The 20,440-nt window shown below is 47.0% G+C and carries 19 protein-coding genes; 18 read left to right on the top strand and 1 reads right to left on the bottom strand.

Annotation, left to right across the window (positions count from 1 at the left end; translation table 11 throughout):
* The first annotated feature begins 58 nt into the window (after nt 1–58).
* The 12 genes from gctA (at nt 59) to HMPREF1222_RS03500 (ending at nt 11,953) form a co-directional block, all read left to right on the top strand.
* Nucleotides 59–1,024, top strand: coding sequence for a glutaconate CoA-transferase subunit A (gene gctA, locus HMPREF1222_RS03550; RefSeq protein WP_006189926.1), 966 nt, complete (start codon nt 59–61; stop codon nt 1,022–1,024).
* Nucleotide 1,025: 1 nt separating this feature from the next.
* Entirely contained in the window at nt 1,026–1,826 is an 801-nt protein-coding gene (gene gctB, locus HMPREF1222_RS03545) for a glutaconate CoA-transferase subunit B (protein WP_006189927.1), read from the top strand.
* 385 nt (nt 1,827–2,211) lie between these two features.
* The gene (locus HMPREF1222_RS03540; protein WP_016518235.1) at nt 2,212–3,969 is read left to right on the top strand and encodes an acyl-CoA carboxylase subunit beta; all 1,758 of its coding nucleotides are present in this window, start codon (nt 2,212–2,214) and stop codon (nt 3,967–3,969) included.
* Between the two features lie 169 nt (nt 3,970–4,138).
* A complete protein-coding gene (locus tag HMPREF1222_RS13260) occupies nt 4,139–4,663 on the top strand; it encodes a sodium/glutamate symporter (protein ID WP_016518234.1) in 525 nt (174 codons plus the stop codon).
* Nucleotides 4,627–5,394 carry a sodium/glutamate symporter gene (locus tag HMPREF1222_RS13255; protein ID WP_016518233.1) on the top strand — a complete coding sequence of 256 codons (768 nt, stop codon included), beginning with the start codon at nt 4,627–4,629 and terminating at the stop codon, nt 5,392–5,394. Before HMPREF1222_RS13260 ends, HMPREF1222_RS13255 begins: the two co-directional genes overlap by 37 nt.
* Nucleotides 5,395–5,512: 118 nt before the next feature.
* Nucleotides 5,513–6,307, top strand: a complete 795-nt coding sequence (locus HMPREF1222_RS03530) for an acyl-CoA dehydratase activase (protein ID WP_016518232.1) — start codon at nt 5,513–5,515, stop codon at nt 6,305–6,307.
* A 108-nt stretch (nt 6,308–6,415) separates the two neighbouring features.
* The gene (locus HMPREF1222_RS03525; protein ID WP_016518231.1) at nt 6,416–7,741 is read left to right on the top strand and encodes a 2-hydroxyacyl-CoA dehydratase subunit D; all 1,326 of its coding nucleotides are present in this window, start codon (nt 6,416–6,418) and stop codon (nt 7,739–7,741) included.
* An 11-nt stretch (nt 7,742–7,752) separates the two neighbouring features.
* A complete protein-coding gene (locus HMPREF1222_RS03520) occupies nt 7,753–8,901 on the top strand; it encodes a 2-hydroxyacyl-CoA dehydratase subunit D (protein ID WP_016518230.1) in 1,149 nt (382 codons plus the stop codon).
* 15 nt (nt 8,902–8,916) lie between these two features.
* Nucleotides 8,917–9,510 carry a leucine-rich repeat domain-containing protein gene (locus tag HMPREF1222_RS03515; RefSeq protein WP_006189934.1) on the top strand — a complete coding sequence of 198 codons (594 nt, stop codon included), beginning with the start codon at nt 8,917–8,919 and terminating at the stop codon, nt 9,508–9,510.
* 231 nt (nt 9,511–9,741) lie between these two features.
* Nucleotides 9,742–10,155, top strand: a complete 414-nt coding sequence (locus HMPREF1222_RS03510) for a Fur family transcriptional regulator (RefSeq protein ID WP_016518229.1) — start codon at nt 9,742–9,744, stop codon at nt 10,153–10,155.
* 121 nt (nt 10,156–10,276) lie between these two features.
* Nucleotides 10,277–11,233 carry a hypothetical protein gene (locus tag HMPREF1222_RS03505; RefSeq protein WP_016518228.1) on the top strand — a complete coding sequence of 319 codons (957 nt, stop codon included), beginning with the start codon at nt 10,277–10,279 and terminating at the stop codon, nt 11,231–11,233.
* Nucleotides 11,234–11,236: 3 nt separating this feature from the next.
* Nucleotides 11,237–11,953: a LysM peptidoglycan-binding domain-containing protein gene (locus HMPREF1222_RS03500; protein ID WP_016518227.1), complete on the top strand. Its 717-nt coding sequence runs from the start codon at nt 11,237–11,239 to the stop codon at nt 11,951–11,953.
* Between the two features lie 85 nt (nt 11,954–12,038).
* Here HMPREF1222_RS03500 and HMPREF1222_RS03495 read toward each other — a convergent pair whose 3' ends face one another.
* A complete protein-coding gene (locus HMPREF1222_RS03495; RefSeq protein ID WP_016518226.1) occupies nt 12,039–12,620 on the bottom strand; it encodes an NUDIX hydrolase in 582 nt (193 codons plus the stop codon).
* 63 nt (nt 12,621–12,683) lie between these two features.
* On the opposite strand from HMPREF1222_RS03495, the gene HMPREF1222_RS03490 reads away from it, so the two are divergent.
* From HMPREF1222_RS03490 to HMPREF1222_RS03465, 6 genes are all read left to right on the top strand, one after another.
* Nucleotides 12,684–13,505, top strand: a complete 822-nt coding sequence (locus HMPREF1222_RS03490) for a cytidylate kinase-like family protein (protein WP_016518225.1) — start codon at nt 12,684–12,686, stop codon at nt 13,503–13,505.
* 97 nt (nt 13,506–13,602) lie between these two features.
* Nucleotides 13,603–14,541: a PhoH family protein gene (locus tag HMPREF1222_RS03485; protein ID WP_006189946.1), complete on the top strand. Its 939-nt coding sequence runs from the start codon at nt 13,603–13,605 to the stop codon at nt 14,539–14,541.
* A 54-nt stretch (nt 14,542–14,595) separates the two neighbouring features.
* Entirely contained in the window at nt 14,596–17,145 is a 2,550-nt protein-coding gene (locus HMPREF1222_RS03480) for an HD family phosphohydrolase (RefSeq protein ID WP_016518224.1), read from the top strand.
* Nucleotides 17,138–17,599: an rRNA maturation RNase YbeY gene (ybeY, locus tag HMPREF1222_RS03475; RefSeq protein WP_016518223.1), complete on the top strand. Its 462-nt coding sequence runs from the start codon at nt 17,138–17,140 to the stop codon at nt 17,597–17,599. Before HMPREF1222_RS03480 ends, ybeY begins: the two co-directional genes overlap by 8 nt.
* Before the next feature lie 2 nt (nt 17,600–17,601).
* Entirely contained in the window at nt 17,602–18,375 is a 774-nt protein-coding gene (locus HMPREF1222_RS03470) for a hemolysin family protein (protein WP_006189951.1), read from the top strand.
* A 22-nt stretch (nt 18,376–18,397) separates the two neighbouring features.
* The gene (locus HMPREF1222_RS03465; protein WP_016518222.1) at nt 18,398–20,392 is read left to right on the top strand and encodes a tetratricopeptide repeat protein; all 1,995 of its coding nucleotides are present in this window, start codon (nt 18,398–18,400) and stop codon (nt 20,390–20,392) included.
* Nucleotides 20,393–20,440 lie beyond the last annotated feature (48 nt).

The raw sequence follows: 20,440 nt of genomic DNA, 5'->3' as shown, positions 1-20,440 counted from the left end.
AGTAATTTCCGCGATTGTCTATCTCATTAAAGTACATATAGTTGGAAGGAGATGTATTATGAGTAAGGTTATGTCATTGCATGATGCAATTAAAACGTATGTAAAATCGGGAGACGTGCTTTGTTTCGGCGGTTTTACGACAAACCGTAAGCCTTATGCGGCGGTAAATGAGATTTTACGGCAAGGATTAGGCGATTTTGTCGGGTATTCCGGCCCTGCAGGCGGCGACTGGGATATGTTGATCGGTGAAGGAAGGGTAAAGGCCTTTATTAACTGTTATATTGCAAATTCCGGCTATACGAATGTAGCGCGCCGTTTCCGCCACGAAATAGAAAAAAACAAAAAAATGCTGCTGGAAGACTATTCGCAGGATGTTTTAATGCTGATGCTCCATGCTTCATCTCTCGGTCTCCCGTATCTGCCGGTACGGCTGATGCAGGGTACCGACTTAGTAAATAAGTGGGGAATTAGTAAGGAAGAACGTGCAAAAGATCCTCGTCTTCCTAACGATAAATTGATAGAGATGGACAATCCCTTTAACCCCGGCGAAAAAGTGGTTGCCGTACCGGTGCCGCGCTTGGACACCGCAATTATCCACGTGCAGAAGGCTTCTATCGAAGGGACATGCTCTATTGAGGGCGATGAATTCCACGATGTCGATATCGCAATTGCCGCAAAAAAATGTATCGTAACCTGCGAAGAACTCGTAACCGAAGAAGAAATCAGAAGAGATCCCAGCAAGAACTCAATTCCCGAATTCTGCGTCGATGCAGTTGTTCACACTCCCTACGGTGCTCATCCCGCTCAGTGCTATAACTATTATGATTATGATGCGAACTTCTTCAAAATGTACGACAGCGTTACCAAGACCGAAGAAGATTTTAAAGCGTACCTGAATGAGTGGGTATACGGCGTAAAAGATCACAATGAGTATATCGATAAGTTAGGCGCGAGCAGATTGGCGAAGCTCCATGTTGTGCCGGGCTTCGGCTATGCGGCAAAGCTTGTGAAGGAGGATAAGTAAGATGGCGAAGAATTATAAGAATTATACCAATAAAGAGATGCAGGCGATTACAATCGCGAAGACCATTAAAGACGGTCAAATCGTTATTGTAGGGACGGGCCTTCCTTTAATCGGAGCCTCGTTGGCAAAACGGATTTTTGCTCCGAATTGCAAGCTGATTGTAGAAAGCGGTTTGATGGACTGCGCTCCGATCGAAGTACCGCGCAGCGTCGGCGATAACCGGCTGATGGCTCACTGCGGAGTGCAATGGCCGAATGTCCGCTTTATCGGGTTTGAGGCAAATGAATGGCTCAACGATAACGACCGTATGATCGCCTTTATCGGCGGTGCTCAGATTGACCCCTACGGAAACGTAAACTCAACCTGTATCGGCGACTATCACAACCCCATTACCCGCTTTACCGGTTCCGGCGGTGCAAACGGTATCGCAACTTACTCAAACACCGTTATTATGATGCAGCATGAAAAACGCCGCTTTATCGACAAAATCGACTATATTACCAGCGCAGGCTGGGGCGACGGTGCAGGCGGCCGCGAAAGACTCGGCCTCCCCGGAAACAGAGGCCCGATTGCCGTTGTTACCGACCGCGGTATCCTCAAATTTGACGATAAAACCAAGCGGATGTACTTAGCGGGATATTATCCGACTTCTTCCCCCGAAGATGTACTGGAAAATACCGGCTTTGACCTCGATGTCTCCAAAGCAGTGTTATTGGAAGCGCCGAATGAAGACGTCATCAAGATGATCCGCGAGGAAATCGACCCCGGACAGGCATTTATCAAAGTTCCTGTCGAAGAGTAAGTATCAAGGTAGGGTAAACACATCAGGCTATTTTTTAGCAGCCCCGCAGAATATAAGGAGGCCGTTCAACCTTTCCTTTTGAAAATATGCATACCGTTTACGGCGTTGCTGCACAAAAATAAATGCTCAACGTACAACAAGTACGTCTCCGCTTTGTTTTTGTTTGCGCCTTGTATCCGGTACCGTTATTTTCAAAAGGCTGACGGAAAGGCTAGTTTTAGACGTCATAGCCACAATTATTCTGCGATGTTAATCTACTCCGCCTGATGTGTTTACCCGTCTGTTAGAAAAAATGTGCGAAATTTTTGATAAAATTTCGCACAGAAAAAGAGCATTTTCCGTGAGCTTCGTGCTCGCGGAAAATGTCGTAACCGGAGGAATAAACATGGGTGATTATTCGATGCCAAACTATTTCCAAAATATGGAACAAGTTGGAAAAGCATTGGCTCATATTGATGAAGAAAATGAGAAGCTGATTAAAGACGTTGAAGAAGAAATCGGCAAACTGATAGATGAAATTCACGAAGCAGGAACGCCGACGGAGGCTATCAACGAAAAAGGGCAGATGACTGCGCTGCAGCGGGTTGCCGACCTTATTGATGAAGGCACGTGGTGTCCGCTAAACAGTCTCTATAATCCTCAGGACTTTGAAACCGCAACCGGTATTGTTAAAGGCTTGGGACGGATTAACGGGAAGTGGGCGGTTATCGTTGCTTCCGACAACAAAAAAATCGTCGGTGCGTGGGTTCCCGGCCAAGCGGAAAATTTACTGCGGGCATCCGACACGGCGAAGTGTCTCCGCATTCCGCTCGTGTATGTATTGAACTGCAGCGGTGTTAAACTTGACGAACAGGAAAAGGTGTATGCGAACCGGCGCGGCGGCGGTACTCCGTTCTATCGGAACGTAGAGCTGCAGCAGTTGGGCGTTCCCGTCATTGTCGGTATCTACGGAACAAACCCTGCAGGCGGCGGTTATCACAGTATCAGCCCGACTATCCTGATTGCGCATGAAAAAGCGAATATGGCAGTCGGCGGCGCCGGCATTGTCGGCGGTATGAATCCCAAGGGGTATATCGACCAAGAGGGTGCCGAGCAGATTATTGAAGCAAGCAAAAAGTCCAAAGGTGTCGATGTCCCCGGAACAGTATCCATTCACTATAACGAAACGGGGTTCTTCCGCGAGGTATACAGCGACGAAATCGGCGTATTGGACGGTATTAAAAAGTACATGGATTACTTGCCTGCCTATAATTTGGAATTCTTCCGCGTAGACGAACCGAGGGAACCGGCGCTCGATCCGAACGATCTGTACTCGATTTTGCCGATGAATCAGAAAAAGATATACAATATCTACGATATTATCGGACGGTTGGTAGATAACAGCGAATTCAGCGAGTACAAGAAAGGATACGGTCCCGAAATGGTAACCGGACTTGCGAAGGTAGACGGACTTTTGGTCGGTCTTGTCGCCAACTTCCAGGGCTTGCTGCTGAAGTATCCCGAATACAAGGAAGGCGCAGTCGGTATCGGCGGTAAGCTTTATCGGCAGGGACTTATGAAGATGAATGAGTTCGTAACCCTCTGTGCCCGCGATAAGATTCCGATTATCTGGCTGCAGGATACTACCGGTATCGACGTCGGAAACGATGCGGAAAAAGCCGAGCTTTTGGGATTAGGTCAGTCGCTTATTTACTCCATTCAGAACTCCAATATCCCGCAGATGGAAGTTACGTTGCGGAAAGGTACTGCTGCTGCTCACTATGTATTGGGCGGGCCTCAGGGCAATGACACCAATGCATTCTCGCTCGGTACTGCGGCAACCGAAATCAACGTAATGAACGGCGAAACCGCTGCAACCGCGATGTATTGCCGGCGTTTGGTAAAAGACAAGGATGCAGGAAAGGATTTAACGCCTACCATTGAAAAGATGAATAAGCTGATCAATGAATACAAGGAAAAGTCCGTTCCGCAGTACTGCGCCAAGACCGGTATGGTGGACGAAATCGTTAATTTGTATGATCTAAGAGCGTATATGGTTGCATTTACCAATTCGGTATACCAGAATCCCAAAGCAATTTGTGCATTCCATCAAATGCTGTTGCCGCGGGCAATTAGAGAATACAATACGTTTGTAAAGAAATAAACTTGCAAAAACGGTACCGGTAAGCCGTTTTGAACGGTAAAACCGGTACCGTCTCGTTTGGGAACCGCTCAAACGGATAAAAACCGTGTACGGCGGCTCTCTTATTTGTGCATATATACCGTCATAATTTTTACGCGGCTATATATGCATTATAAGGAGATGTCTTTTTATGGAAAGAATTGTTTTAAAGTTGGGGATGTTCGAAACACTCATGGTTGCCGTTATCGCGATCTATGTAGGAGAGTTTTTGCGCAACAAAATCCCGGTATTAAAAAAGTATTGCTTGCCCGCTGCAGTTGTCGGTGGAACATTGTTTGCGCTCATTTCATTATTGCTTTATTCGGTTAATATTTTTGAACTTAATTTTGATTATAAAACGGTGAATCAGCTGTTCTACTGTCTGTTCTTTGCCGCAAGCGGAGCCGCAGCCAGTTTGGCACTGCTGAAAAAAGGCGGTAAGTTGGTTATTATCTTTACCGTATTGGCTGCATTACTTGCCGCGCTGCAGAATGCCGCTGCTATTTCGGTTGGAAATCTCTTTCATATCAGTCCGCTCATTTCCATGATGACCGGCAGTATTCCAATGACCGGCGGTCACGGAAACGCCGCTTCGTTTGCACCGATTGCTGTAGAAGCAGGCGCAACTGAACTGCAGCAATGGAAGTCGCGATCGCGGCAGCAACCTTCGGTTTGATTTCGGGATGTATTCTCGGCGGCCCGTTCGGTAACTTTATGGTAAAGCGCTTTCATCTTGAAAATCCCGAACTGGACGGCAAAGAAGAAGCTGCGGAATTAAAGGCTGAAGGTTCAGGCGGTACTGCAGGGGCATTGGTTGATAAATACAATATGCTGCAGGCGGTGTTCATGCTTTGTATCGCATGCGGTATCGGCCAAGTGTTATTTTTGGCACTCAAGTATTTTAAAGTCAATTTCCCTATTCACGTATGCTGTATGTTCGGCGGAATTGCAATGCGTCTTTTGCTTGATTTGACTTCAAAAAATAATCCTAATAAACACAATGTGTTATATAATGCTTGTGATATCGTCGGTGAGTTCTCGTTGGCCTTATTCGTTTCGATGTCGATTGTTTCGATGAAGCTGTGGCAGCTCGCAGGCTTAGGCACTGCATTGGTCGTATTGCTGCTCGTGCAGGTTGTGTTAATTCTTATCTTCTGCTACTTCCTTACGTTCAACCTTTTGGGAAGAAATTACGATGCGGCGGTTATGGCAGTCGGACATATCGGGTTCGGCTTAGGTGCAGTACCCGTTTCGATGACCACGATGCAAACCGTATGCCGCAAATACCGCTATTCCAAGCTGGCATTCTTCGTTGTACCGGTTATCGGAGGATTTATCAGTAATATCACCAACGCAATCATCATCACGAAGTTCTTAGATCTGGCAAAACACATGCTCGGACTTTAAGGACACGGTATTGTTGCTGTGTGTGCGGTAACCGCTGACTGAAAAGTGGTTACCTGAAAATTGCCCGTGATTGGGAATTTTTGTATATTTTTATCGGCAAGGGAGCGGATATATCGTTATGAGTATATTTACTATGGGCGTAGACGTCGGTTCTACGGCTTCCAAGTGTGTTATTATCAAGGACGGGAAGGAAATCGTCGCAACGGCTGTTGTTCCGGTGGGGACGGGAACAAGCGGGCCCGCGCGGGTAATGAAGCAAGCGCTGGAACAACTCGGGTTTACCTCGATGGAGCAGCTTGACGGAGCTATCGCAACCGGCTATGGGCGTAATTCGTTAAAGGAAGTACCGGCACAGATGTCCGAACTGTCCTGTCATGCAAAAGGTGCCTATTTCTTGTTCCCGCGGGTACGTACTATTATCGATATAGGCGGGCAGGATTCTAAGGCGCTAAAGCTCAGCGATAACGGCATGCTTGAAAACTTTGTTATGAACGATAAGTGTGCTGCCGGTACGGGGCGCTTCCTCGATGTTATTGCAAAGGTTTTGGAAATCAATTTGGAAGACCTTGAAAAGCTTGATGAACAGTCCACCAAAGAGTTGACAATCAGTTCTACCTGTACCGTTTTTGCCGAATCGGAGGTTATCTCTCAGTTAGCAAGTGGCGCAAAAATTCCCGATATCGTAAAAGGAATCCACACTGCGATTGCCAGCCGTGTCGGTAGTTTGGCCAAGCGTGTCGGCATTCAGGATGATGTTGTAATGACCGGAGGAGTAGCCCTGAATAAGGGAATGGTCCGGGCAATGGAAAAAAATATAGGGTTTAAAATTCACACGAGTGAATATTGCCAGTTAAATGGCGCAATTGGAGCCGCTCTGTTTGCACACCAAAAGTGTATGCAGGCGGGAAAATAAGTAAGGCTTTACGCCGGTTAATGCAAGGCCGGTGCAGGCCTGAATGGCATCTTTTAAAGAACCCTTTCGTTTTTTTGAAGATGACCTTGAGGACATAGGAGGAAACAAATGGCCCAAAAAATGGAAAAGTTACCCAACAAAACGCCGCGGCCGATTGAAGGGCATAAGCCTGCTGCCGCTGTTTTACGCGATGTGGTAGATAAGGTCTATGCAAACGCGTGGGAAGCAAAGCGGCGCGGTGAATTAGTCGGATGGAGTTCTTCTAAATTTCCAATTGAATTAGCGAAAGCTTTTGATCTTAACGTTGTGTATCCCGAAAATCATGCGGCGTCGACGGCTGCTAAGAAAGACGGATTGCGCCTCTGCCAAGCTGCGGAGGATATGGGATACGATAACGATATCTGCGGTTATGCCCGTATCAGTCTTGCGTATGCCGCAGGAGAACCCACCGATTCGCGCAGAATGCCGCAGCCTGACTTTTTGCTGTGCTGTAACAATATCTGCAATATGATGACTAAATGGTACGAGAATATTGCGCGTATGCACAATATCCCACTCATCATGGTCGACATTCCGTTCTCCAATACGGTGGATGTCCCCGAAGAAAAAGTAGATTATTTACTCGGGCAGTTTGATTATGCCATCAAGCAGCTGGAGCAATTGACCGGAAAGAAATTTGACGAAAAGAAATTTGAGGATGCCTGTGCGCGTGCAAACAGAACCGCCGCCGCTTGGCTGAAATCCTGTTCGTTTATGTCGTATAAGCCGTCTCCGTTAAGCGGATTTGACCTGTTTAACCACATGGCAGACATTGTCGCCGCCCGCTGTGAGGAAGACGCCGCTGTCGGTTTTGAACTCTTGGCACAGGAATTTGAACAATCGGTAAAAGAGAATACCTCTACGTGGGAATATCCGGAAGAGCATCGTATCTTGTTTGAAGGTATTCCGTGCTGGCCGGCGCTTCGTCCCTTGTTTGATCCCTTAAAGGATAGCGGCGTCAACGTAACCGCTGTCGTATATGCTCCGGCATTCGGATTCCGCTATTCGAATATCCGCGAAATGGCCGCCGCGTACTGCAAGGCACCGTGTTCCGTCTGTATCGAAACCGGTGTTGAATGGCGCGAGACCATGGCAAAAGAAAACGGTATCAGCGGCGCTTTGGTCAACTACAACCGCAGCTGTAAACCGTGGAGCGGCGCGATGCCCGAAATTGAACGGCGCTGGAAGGAAGACCTCGGTATTCCGGTCGTCCACTTCGACGGCGATCAGGCTGATGAGCGTAACTTCTCTACGGAACAGTACAAGACGAGAGTGCAGGGCTTGGTAGAAATTATGGACGAACGCAAGCAGGATAAACAGGCGAAGGGTGAGGACGTCTATACCAACTTTAAGAATACCAAAGAGACCGATTGGTCGAAGCCGACGCTGGAGTAGGGGAGGACACTATGGAAACAGTTAAGGATTTATTGGAACAATTTAAATATTTGGCAAACAATCCGCGGAAGCAGCTGGATAAATATCTTGCGGCGGGGAAAAAAGCCGTCGGTATTTTCCCGTACTATGCACCGGAAGAAATCGTCTATGCAGCCGGCATCGCGCCGTTCGGCGTATGGGGAGGGCAGGGACCTATCGAACGGGCAAAAGAATACTTCCCCACCTTCTATTATTCGTTGGCGCTGCGTTGTTTGGAAATGGCTTTGGACGGCACCCTCGACGGGTTGTCCGCTTCGATGCTGACAACGCTGGATGACACGCTGCGTCCGCTTTCTCAGAACTACAAGGTGAGCGCCGGGCGGAAAATCCCGATGATCTTTATCAATCACGGACAGCACCGCAAAGAAGATTTCGGCAAAAAGTACAACGCGCGTATCTTTACCAAGGCAAAGGAAGAGCTGGAAAAAATCTGCGGCGTTAAAGTAACCGATGAAAACTTAAAGAAAGCGTTCAAGGTGTATAACGAAAACAGAGCCGAAAAACGCCGCTTCATCAAGCTTGCCGCCTCTCATCCGCAAAGCGTAAAAGCTTCGGATCGATGCTATGTGCTTAAAAGCTCATACTTTATGCTGAAGGACGAGCATACGGAACTGCTGAAAAAGTTGAACGCCTTACTCGAAGCCTTACCGGAAGAAAAATGGGATGGCGTTCGGGTGGTTACCAGCGGCGTTATTACCGACAACCCCGGCTTACTGCAAGTCTTTGACGACTACAAGGTCTGTATCGTTGCCGATGATGTGGCACACGAGTCCCGCGCGTTGAAGGTTGACATCGATTTGTCTATCGACGATCCGATGATGGCTCTTGCCGATCAATTTGCCCGTATGGACGAAGATCCGCTCCTTTACGACCCCGACCTTATCAAGCGTCCTGCCTACGTTGTAAAACTGGCAAAGGATAACAAAGCTGACGGATGCTTACTCTTTATGATGAACTTTGATGACACGGAAGAAATGGAGTATCCATCGCTCAAGCAGGCGTTTAGCGACGCTAAGATTCCGTTGGTAAAAGTCGGATATGATCAGCAGATGTCGGATTTCGGGCAGGTAAAAACACAGCTCGAAACATTCAACGAGATTGTACAGCTCAATCGGATGTAAGGGAGGTTAAGCGGAATGAGTGAAAACGTATGGGAAAATGATGATTTTATTTTTAAAGGCGCCGAATTAAAGGGCATGACGCAGAAAGGAAAGGATAAGGTAAAAACGCAAGGACTTACCGACCTGACCATTCCCGCAACCGCACCGGACGGAACCCCGATTACGCGGATCGGCGACAACGCTTTTTACCGCAGAGGCTTAACCTCTGTCGTTATCCCCGACACCGTAGAGAGCATCGGCTATGATGCGTTCGGCGTATGCAAATTAAGCTCGGTAAAACTGCCGAGTGCGTTGAAGGACATCGAAGGGTTTGCATTCTACCGGAACGGGCTGAAAAGTGTTACCTTCGGCGGTAAGGAAACAATGATCGAACCGAGCGCCTTCGCGCTGAATGCTTTGGAAGAACTCCATCTTCCGGAGACGCTGGAACTGATTGACACGTCAGCCTTTTACAAGAATGCGCTGACGGCGGTAACAATTCCCGCTTCGGTAAAAAAGATCAATATGTACGCTTTTATGAAAAATAATATTAAAGAAGTACACATCCCCAAAACGGTTGAGTTTTTGCATGCTCATGCATTTGAACCGACTACGGAAGTAAAAAAATAAAAGCAGCTCGGGGATGTCAAAAAAGTAACCAACTTTTGAGACATCCCCAATCTTCTACATTTCAGTTAATAGCTTCGATATCTTCTTTACCAATCCGGTCAAATTCTTAATTGTGAATTATGAATTATCCGAAATCTTGACAGTTCCCCTTTTAAAATTGTAGTATTGATTATCAATTAGGCATTACGTTCTAATGCAGGACGTTATAGTCTATACGAGGAGTTGTATATAATGAAAAAAGCTGTGTCGTATAAGCATTCAAAACAGCGGGAAGCATTGTTTAACCTTTTATGTTCCACTCGTACGCATCCTACGGCGGCATGGTTGTATGATAAGCTCCGGGAAGATTTTCCTCATCTTAGTCAGGGAACCGTTTACCGCAATCTGAATATCCTTGCAGAACAAAAACGGATTAAGATTATCAATGTCGATGGAACCTTTGCGCATTTTGATGCGGATATGAGCGTTCATAATCATGTCATCTGTACCCGATGCGGCAAGGTTGAAGATGCGTTTATGCCGTCAGATGAACACTGCGATCAAATGGCTGCGGAGATTAGCGGCTACCGTATCGATTCGCACCGTTTTGATTTTTTCGGACTTTGTCCCGATTGTCAGCGTCTTGAATATGATGGAGTTCTATAGTAACTTATTGGGGGCTGTCCAAAAAGTAACCAATTTTTGAGACATCCCCAGATCGGCCTCTTTAAAAGCTTTGTGAGTTTTTGTATGATGCCTTGATATCCGTTTAGAAATGGAGGTTGTAATGAGTAAAACGCTGAAAACATTGTTGTATATTCTGTGTATTTCCGCTTTATTGGTCGGTTTTGGTGCTTGTAAATCGCAGCCTGAACCTAAGCCGAAACCGGAACCGGTGATACCTGCCGAACCGGAAAAAAATGAGGAACAGGAAAAGGCCGCCCGCTTATTGGATGAGCTGACAAAGGTTCGTGCAGAGGCTATCAAAGTAAAGGCTAATACTGCCTATCCCGTTCAATTTAAATCGGCTGATGATACGGCAGCCGCAGCAAGAAGCGGTTATGAATCGAATAACTTTGCGGATGCGCAGGCTAAGGCTCAAAGAGCCATTACGCAGTATCGTACGCTTATTAATCGAACGAAGATTGATGAATTAAAAGCAAAGATCGATCAAAATGATCTGTCCGCCTATGATGCTGCAAACTATAAAAAAGCCGAAGATACGGCTGCAAGGATTCCCGGACTTTATGAATCGGATCCTTCAAAGGCTTTTGAAGCCTCTCAGCAAGCGCTTAATTACTATGAAACGGTAAAAGAGGCAGGTTTTGCTTCGCTGATGAAGGATGCAAAACAGAAAGCGGACGAAGCACGCGAACGATGCGATTCGGTAAAAGCGTCTACGGCGATGAAAGATCCGTATACAAAAACGGTGAACCGCTACCGTGCGGCCGGTATTGCTGCGGGGAACAAGAGATACGAACAAGCGTATACCGGATATATGACCGCTGCCGATGAGTTTAACGATATTTACGAGAAGGTACAAATTAAGCGGGCGCAGGCAAACGATGCAATGGAGCGTGCCAGAGCACGCCAAGAAGCCAGCAGTAAGCTTGCAAAAGACGCCGACCGCGAGGCACCCCTGCCGGAAGATGCGGAAGGTTTTTCTGAAGAGCCGGTCGACCTGGAAGAGTTGCAGCGTTCTACAACTGCCGGAAATGCAGCGTCATCCGGTAACGGGAGGTAACCTATGAAAAAAACAGCTATTCTTTGTACCGTATTCTTTTTGGCAGGGGCGGCATTTTTGTTTGCCGTATCGTATGACAATAACGAGTATCAACGCAAAAGCCGCGCTTATTCCGAATTGGCACAGCGAGCATATAGCGAAGGTGATTATGACGCTTCGATAGAGTATTCACGGCTTGCTGAAGAGAATGCACAAAAATCCGCCGATTATATTCAATATATGCTTGCCCGTATTGAAGCGGAACAGGCAATGAATAAGGCGCGTACCCGCTATACATGGGCAAAAAACAATAAGGCGGAAGAAAAGTATCCCGAAGCGTTTACAACGGCGACAGAGGCTTTACAGGCAGGCCATAACGCATTTGAAAATGAAGATTTCGATGTTGCGGTTGTCTGTGCAAAGAAAGTTTTGGATGCGCTTGCCGTTGTTACCGGCGATGAATCCTCGTTTACGACTCTGCCTGCCCAATACCGCATCCGTACATGGCGCGGCGAACGGGACTGTTTGTGGAATATCGCAAAAGATAAGGCAATCTACGATAATCCCTATCTGTGGCGGAAATTGTATGAAGCAAACAAAGATAAATTGCCCGATCCTAATAATCCCGACTGGGTTGAACCCGGAATTATCCTGACAATTCCGAGTCTCCGCGGTGAAAAACGCAGCGGACTATATGACCCTGCGGCAACGTATGAAAAATTGCCGCCGGCTAAGAAATAGTCAGACGGGCTATTCCGAGAACAATCGCCTCGGAATAGCCTCTATTTTTTAGAGGTTTCCCTTAGATTTAGTTTGCTACGGGGTGTTACCGCTTAAATGTGAAGTTTTTATCGACTTCCCGCAGGTAAAAGAAAAGAGCGGTACACATCAAGGCATGGTCGTAAGGAAAAGTTCCCATCTTGCTTAATACTTCTTCTACGGGAACCGCTTCGGCTTCTAAAAATTCATCTTCATCAAGGTGCTGCGCCTGCGTATCCGATTCGCAGTCAGCAAAATAAACATGGCTTTTATTTCCCATAATTGCAGGATTGGGATAAACCTCACCAAGCAGCGTTAAATTCCTACCCGTTTTTCCCGTTTCTTCAAGCAGTTCCCGCCGTGCCGCCTGTTCGGGAGTTTCTCCTTCATCAACTACGCCGCCGGGAAATTCAATCGACAGCTGTGAAGAACCGTGCCGCCACTGTTTTACCATCAAAAAATACCGTCGGCCATGCGCATCGGTAATACGGGGTATAACAATAACCCATTCCGGTGCGGACAATGTCGAAAATGTTTTTGTTTCGTTTTGGGGCGAAAGACTGGTAATTTCGTTAACGGTGAATACCCGTGTCGTGCATATTTCTTTTTTACCGACGGGTTTCCATGAAAGATTAAGATCTTTTTGCATAAAAATAGAACCTTCCTTTGACATAATCAGAATTTAGCCTTATTCTATAGAAGAGGAGGCTTTATGGCAATTATCACAATTTCACGGCAAATAGCTTCTTACGGCGATGAAACAGCCCTAGAGTTGGCTAAATCGCTCGGCTACGAGTTTATTGACAAAAAAGACTTAGAAAAAGATCTGATCGATCGAGGTATTTCCAAAGAGAGCCTTGCCCATTATGACGAGCGGAAACCCGGTTTTTGGGCATCGCTTCCCCGCAATCGCGATGCCTATTTCGATTATTTACGGGAGATTGTCTACGGGTATGCACTGAAGGGAAACAGCATCTTTATCGGTCGCGGCGGTTTTGCGCTACTGCGCGGTATTCCCGGCTGCTATGCGGTACGGCTGGTCGCTTCCGATGATGTGCGGATTGCACGGCTGATGAAGGAGTTCGATTGGCCCGAAAAAAAAGCCCGCGCTTTAATGGCGGAAAGCGATGCCAACCGTGAAGGATTCCACAGATGCTTTTTCGATATGAAGCCGGAAGACCCGACTCATTACCGTTTGGTTATTAACACTGATTTTGCTACCGCACACTTTGCCGCAAATATTATCACTTATGCATGCAAGGAGGCTATTTCCCCTGAGGAAGAACGGGAAGGGCTCAAGCGTATCGCCGAACTTTTGCTGGGGCAGCGGATTGTAAACCGGATTGCGTTTAAAGATGAACTGCCGATTTATTTCCTTGATGCGGAAGTGTCCGACACGCAGATTGTGTTACACGGAGTTGCGGACTCTGTTGCCTGTATCGACAAGGCGCTAAAAATAGCTGAAGAATTGGCAGAGGGACGTTCGGTTTCTACGCAGATCAGCATCGTTAACGAATATAAACCGTATCCGTAATCAGCGTGTGCTTCCTGATTTTTCCGTTCTCTTGACTATCCCCTATCTTCATTGTAGACTTGTTTTATCATAGTCGGTTATCGGTAAAGGAGTGTTTTTGGATACCTCATATACAATCGTATTGGAAGACCGGACAGTGCTGGCTTCTCTATGCGGTGCAAATGATGAGAATTTACATGTTTTTGAAACCTATTTGGGCGTCCCCGTCATCTGTCGGGGTAACGAGGTAACGGTAGTAACTTCCGACCAAGCGGTTTATCAAAGGTTCCAAAAACTCATCGACACTCTTTTGGAAAGCCCCGAAATTACCTCGGAAAGCTCAGCTGATTTTATTGCCTCCTGCATTGCCAATAGTGCGCCGCAAGAGGGGGCTTTTTGTCCGCAGTGTATTCATATTCCGCGCGGTATAAAATCGGTTTATCCTAAGAATAGGAAGCAAGCCGCACTGATCGATTCCATCTATGCAAACGATATAACGTTCGGGCTTGGGCCTGCCGGTACGGGAAAAACCTATATTGCAGTTGCGCTTGCACTTAAACTGCTGCTATCGCATAAGGTGCGTAAGCTTATTTTAACCCGTCCGGTGGTGGAAGCCGGCGAAAGCCTCGGCTTTTTACCCGGCGACCTTGTCCAGAAAATAAATCCGTACCTGCGACCGCTGTTCGATATTATGGAAACGCTGCTTCCTGCAGATGTGCTGCGCAGTATGGAAGAGTCAAACGTCATCGAGGTTGCACCGCTTGCGTATATGCGCGGCCGTACACTGCATAATGCCGTTGTTATTTTAGACGAGGCGCAGAATACGACGAAAGAACAGATGAAGATGTTTTTAACGCGGATGGGCGAAGGTTCAAAACTGGTTATTACCGGTGATCCGTCTCAATCGGATATCCGGGGAAGATCCGAATCGGGGCTTGTTCATGCCGTTTCTTTAATCCGTATGATTGACGGGATTGGAACCGTCGAATTTTCTGCGGATGAGGTAGTCCGCCATTCATTGGTACAAAAGATCATTAATGCGTATGAAAGACAATAACGCCGTTTTTTTAAGAAATATATCAACTCTTGCGGGGTATAGCGGAGTCATTACATGAAAGACGAAAACAATTCCGGATATATTAAATCAGTCGTATTGCCGTCCATAGCGGGTTTCTTCCGTAAGCTTAAAGACGGTTTTAGGGCTGAAAAAGTTTTTTCCATTCTGTTTATTTTAAGTTTTTTTGTTGTTATCGCAGCAATGCTGTTCACAACGCTTGACAGGGGCGGCCTTGCATACTTAAACCTTGATGAGTTTGCCGTAGGCAGGGTAGCGGAACGCGATGTCGTTGCAGATAGGGCTATTTCTTATACGGATCAGGCCGCTACGGAGATTAGAAAGGCTGCCCGTCTTCAGACAATAGCACCGATTTTTAGGCAGGATACTGAACTGGTGTCCGACACGCTTAAAAAATACGATGAGTTCGTTTCGTTTACGCTTGCTTTGCACAATGAGACTGCGTCTATCTTTGAAGCGCGGATGCAGGAGCAATATCCGGGCTTTTTCAATACGCAGGTTTTAAAAAATTTGCAACAGCAAAAACAATTCAACGGTATATTATCCGCCGCTCAAACAATCGTTAAACAGCTGATGGCCGTCGGCATTGCGGAATTCCCCGAAAAAGGACTGGAAGGGTTTAATCAGAGTGAAATTACGTTATTGACGCGGAACGGTAATAACCGCGAGTATATCAATATTCAGACAAGCGCGGTTATTAAAAAAGAAAATCTCGATGCCTATATTAAAAATGCAATACGATCGCTGAGTACAAGCCTCGATCCTGAAATAACGGCCGCGCTTATCCGGCCTTTTTTGCAGCCGACTATTATTTATGACGAAAAAGAAACCGAAGTACGGGTGCAGGAAACGCTTAAACAGGTTCAGCCGGTTATCGTAACCATTCAAAAGAATCAAAAGATTATTAAACGCGGATTTATTATTACTACGGAAAATTACCGTCAGCTGCAGGCCTATTCCGATGCGGGAAATTATCTTGACCTGAGTAAATTTTTGGGGCTTTCCGCCTTTATTTTGTGCCTTTATATAGTCGGCGCTTTTATGTTTTCACTGCAGGCAACAGGGGAGCGGTTACAAGAGAGCCGGAAGGTTTTTTTACTGATGATTTCTCTTGCTGTATATCTTATTGTCCTTTTTACGGCAAAAGCGCTGTCCCTCGTACAGGCACTTGATATTATTCCTTTTATTCCCGCCGCGCTTACGGCTATGCTGGTTGCTACGCTTATTTCCACACGAATAGCAATACGGATTGTATTCTTGATTATGCTGATTGTGTTAACTGCGACCGGTTTTAAACTTGAACCGGCGCTTTTTGCACTCTTTTCCGGTTTATCGGCTGTCTCTTTAACGAATTTGACCGGCCGGCGGATGGATTTAATTAAAACCGCATGCCAACTTGCAGTCATCCATCCGATTATTACGTTTGTACTTTGTTCGATGTTTCCCGATTCATACGGCGACTTTGTTTTTGTGTTGTTCGGCTCGGTTATAAACGGCTTTATCAGTGGCATCTTTGTGCTCGGGTTTTTACCTATTTTGGAAGATAGGATGAATACGCCGACCTGCTTCCGCCTGATGGAGCTTTCCGATCTTAACTCTCCGACGATGAAGCAGATGCTGCTCACCGCTTCCGGTACTTATAACCATACGATGATGGTGGCGACATTGGCGGAAGCAGCCTGCCGCGAAATCGGGGCGGATGCGCTTCTGGCGCGGGTAGGCGCGTATTATCACGATATCGGAAAAATGGCAAACAGCGAATACTTTGTCGAAAACCAGACTTCGTATAATAAGCATTTGGATTTAAATCCGCGGCTTTCGGCGGCTATTATCCGCAGTCACGTTAAAATCGGTGTGGAAAAGGCGGAAAGTATGCGGCTGCCCCGCGAAGTTATCGATATTATCGGGCAGCACCACGGTAATTCCTTGGTGCAGTACTTTTATGCAAAGGCAAAAGAGCTCGACCCCAATGTAAGCCCCAAAGATTTTTCGTATCCGGGGCAGCCGCCGCGCACTAAAGAGGCCGCCGTAGTGATGCTTGCCGACGTAAGCGAAGCCGCCTGCCGGACATTAGACCACCCGTCGGTTCCTCGGCTGGAAAAATTTATTGCAAAATTGGTTAAGGGGAAGATGGAATCGGGACAGCTGGATAACTGCGATTTAACATTGCGGGAACTGCGCATTATTCAAGAATCGTTTGTTACTACGCTTGCCGGTTATTATCATTCCCGGATTAAGTATCCGAACCAGAAAGACCCCGATGAAAAAGAAGGCGAGGGCAAAACTGCGGGAGAAAAAAACATGGTACAGGGGGCAGCCGAAAAGACCGCCGACGAAAAATCGGCAGAATCGGAAGCCGCTTCCGAAAAAGAATCGGAGAAAAAATTGGTGCCGCAGGGATTTCCGGTTATGAAAGGTATTTCGCCCGGGGTAAAAAATTATTTGGAGATAGACCTCGGCTTGGAATCACCTGAAACATCTGCATCGGAAGCGGGGCAATCTTCAACCGCTGCGCCGGAGCAAACCGCGGCGCTTACGCCAAATCAACAGGAAGGAAAAGATAACAAGGAAGAACGGAATGAATAATATTGCGATTGCATGGCAGGATATACCGGAGCCGAAATGGGGTGCTTCGGTTTTGCCGTTTTTACAGGCAGTGCTTACACAACTTGAACACACAAATTGGGATTTATCCGTTGTGTTTTGCAAGGATGCGTTTATCCATGAGCTGAATAAAACCTATCGGCATATCGACTCTCCTACCGATGTGCTTTCTTTTGAGCAAGGCAACGAATACGATGATGAGGACGGAAACTTGCGTTTTAATGCGGGAGATATTGTAATCAGCCTCGATAGTTTGCGCTCAAATGCCGAAACTTTTAATGTAACAATGAATGAAGAATTAAAACGGCTGCTGATACACGGTATTTTACACTTGAGCGGGATGGATCACAGTGATAACGACCCGCAGCAGGAAATGCTGCAATTACAGGAAAAGATACTCGGTTCGTATAGCGGTACGGTTATCTATCAGGAATAAGTATGGGGATATTTGATAAACTGAAAAAAAAGCGGGTGGTGTCCGAAATTTTGCAGGATTCGCTCAATGAAGAAAAAGAAGATATGATACGCGGGGTGGTGGATCTCTCCGATACGTCGGTAAAAGAAGTGATGATACCTCGTATCGATGTCGATTTTATTCCGCTGGATATGGAAACGGAAGCGCTGCTTAAACGGGTTGCGGAAAGCGGACATTCCCGGTTCCCCGTCTATGCCGAATCCATCGATAACGTAGTGGGCATCTTGTATGTTAAGGACTTAATCAATTCATTCGCAAAAAACGAACCGATCGATTTGGAAAAAATTATCAGAAAGCCGTTTTTTGTACCCGAATCCAAGCGCATCGACGGTCTTTTACGGGAATTTAAGCGCCGCCATGTACATATTGCAATCGCAGTCGACGAGTACGGCGGTATTTCGGGCATCGTCTGTATGGAAGACATTATCGAAGAGATTGTCGGTGATATTCAGGATGAATTCGATAACGAAGGGGAAGATATCGCTTCCATCGGAGACGGGCTGTGGCTTTGCGATGCGCGTGTCGATATGGATGATTTAGCGGAGTGTCTTCATACCGATCTGCCTTCCGATGAATTTGAAACGCTCGGCGGTTTTGTGTTCGACTTATTTGGAAAAATTCCAGTGCGTTACGAAAAAGTACGTTGGAAGAATTTTGATTTTATCGTTCAAGATATGGACGGGCATAAAATCAATACCGTAAAAATTGCTGCGGTTAAAGATGGCGAAATGCTCTGATATTACAAAAAGGATAACAAGTATGCGTAAAAATAGTCTGTTTATTGTGTTTTTACTCTGTATTGCGCTGCCGCTCTGTGCTTTGCCCATTCAACTCTTTGAGGAGGGAAAGGAGCTGCAATACCATGAAAATTGGTACGGCGCTATAGAACTGTATCAGCAAGCGTTAAAAGAAAACCCTGCCTATAATGCCGTGTATCGGGGCTTGGCCGAGTGTTTTTACGCGCTGGGTGAATACGATCAGGCTATTGTGTATGCGGAAAGAGCCCGCCGGTATTCTCCGCAGGATGTCGATATAGAAAACCTCTATGCGTTTATCCTTATCGGCATCGGGCGTATCGAAGAAGCGCAAAAGATTTTTTCCGGTATTTTAAACCGTTATCCGAACAATCTTGACGCCCGCTTCGGCATGGCGGAGATCGAGGTAACCGGCGGCCGATTAACCAACGCTTCGGAACTGTATGCTGCCGCGCTCCGCCGCCAGAGCGAAAACCGCAAGGCGCTGTTGTCTCTTGCGCTGCTGAGCCACGAAACGGGCAATATGCAGGCTGCCCAAAGCTATATTAGCCGCGCCCTGCAGTATCACGGGGATAATGCGCAGGTGCATTATTTTGCAGGGTATCTTTCCGCCCTTGCGGGAAACCTGACTGAGGCGGAAGGCCGTATCCGTGCCGCACTGACAATCGATGAAAATTATGACAGGGCGCGGGCTCTGTTGTGCTCGCTTCTGTACAGCTCCGGCCGTTACCGCGAGGCGATGTCCGTAGCCGATTTGCGCATTGCGGGCGACCGCAAACGTGCCGATGCGTGGTACGTAAAAGCGCTTTGTTTAATGAAGCTTGCAGAAAAAACACAGGCGTTTGAGGCTGCGCAAATCGGGCTTTCCGTCGATCCCGAAAACGAACTGATGCGCACGCTGCTTGAGGATATTGCCGTACAAGCATTTGAGTTTGAAGATACGCAGCGGAAAGAACTCGCCGATGCGCACCGCGTAAAGGGCGATGCTTTTTTAAATCGTAACATGACCGATCAAGCTTTATACGAATACCGGCGGGCGCTCAAGGTATATCCGTATGACACGGATAGCCGGCAGGCATATTCCAATATTCTGATACGGCAGGGCTTTTACGAGCGTGCCGTGCAGCAGCTTGAATTTATTCAATCCATTGAAAAGAGTACCGCACGGATTAACGACACCGTAGAAGCATATAGCAAGATGCTCGACCACTCGGTGCGGAACCGCTGGAATATCAATCCGCTGTATTTGAACAAGGCGCATCTTTCCGTAGGGCTTTTTTATCAGGTTAATGCCGCTAACGTATTCCATCCCGAAGCGGAAAAGCTCACGGCATCGCTGATGAACGATCTCCTGTCCTATAACCGCCGGTTTGCAATTTCCGCCCATCTGGACAGTCCAAGCTCATATATGGAAGCATTCAGGCAGGCGCGCACCGCCGGAAACGATTATTTCGGTATTGTCAACCTGCAGGAAAACGAGCGCGATATCCAGATTACGCTTGACCTGTATGTCGGGCGCACCGGTTCAAAGGCTGAAACCTTAACGGTGTACCGGTCGGGGAATGACCGGTTCGGCAACGCTATCCGCCGCATTATCGGTATGTTTAACCAAGCTATGCCGGTTATTGGCAGTATTGTAGGGCGCTCTCAGGCCGAAGCTGTTATCGATATCGGTTCCGGCGATTGCGATTTTACCGATTATACCGTCGAAATCGTCAAAAACGGCACGCTTACCATCGCGAATGAAGGAATCGGGCTTTTATATAACGAAAAAGACGTACTCGGGACGTTTACGGTAGGGCGCATTTCCGAAGACCTAACCGAAGGAACGCTGACCCGCAAGGGCTACTATGACAGAATGGCAAAAGGCGATATGGCGGTGCTCATCTATACCGATCCCGCACGAACCGGCGGAAAAACGGAAAAAACCGTCGACGGTGCCGATTCGCGGGGGCAGCAGATGTCTCAGCTTTTGTCGCTGCTGAGAAGTATACGGTAGAACAGCTTTTGAAAATATACGACGCATCTGCGACGAGTTTCGGGTAAA

Origin of the sequence: Treponema vincentii F0403 (assembly GCF_000412995.1) — a bacterium.
Taxonomy (GTDB): Bacteria; Spirochaetota; Spirochaetia; order Treponematales; family Treponemataceae; genus Treponema; species Treponema vincentii.
This window is presented reverse-complemented; position numbering and strand designations above follow the sequence as displayed.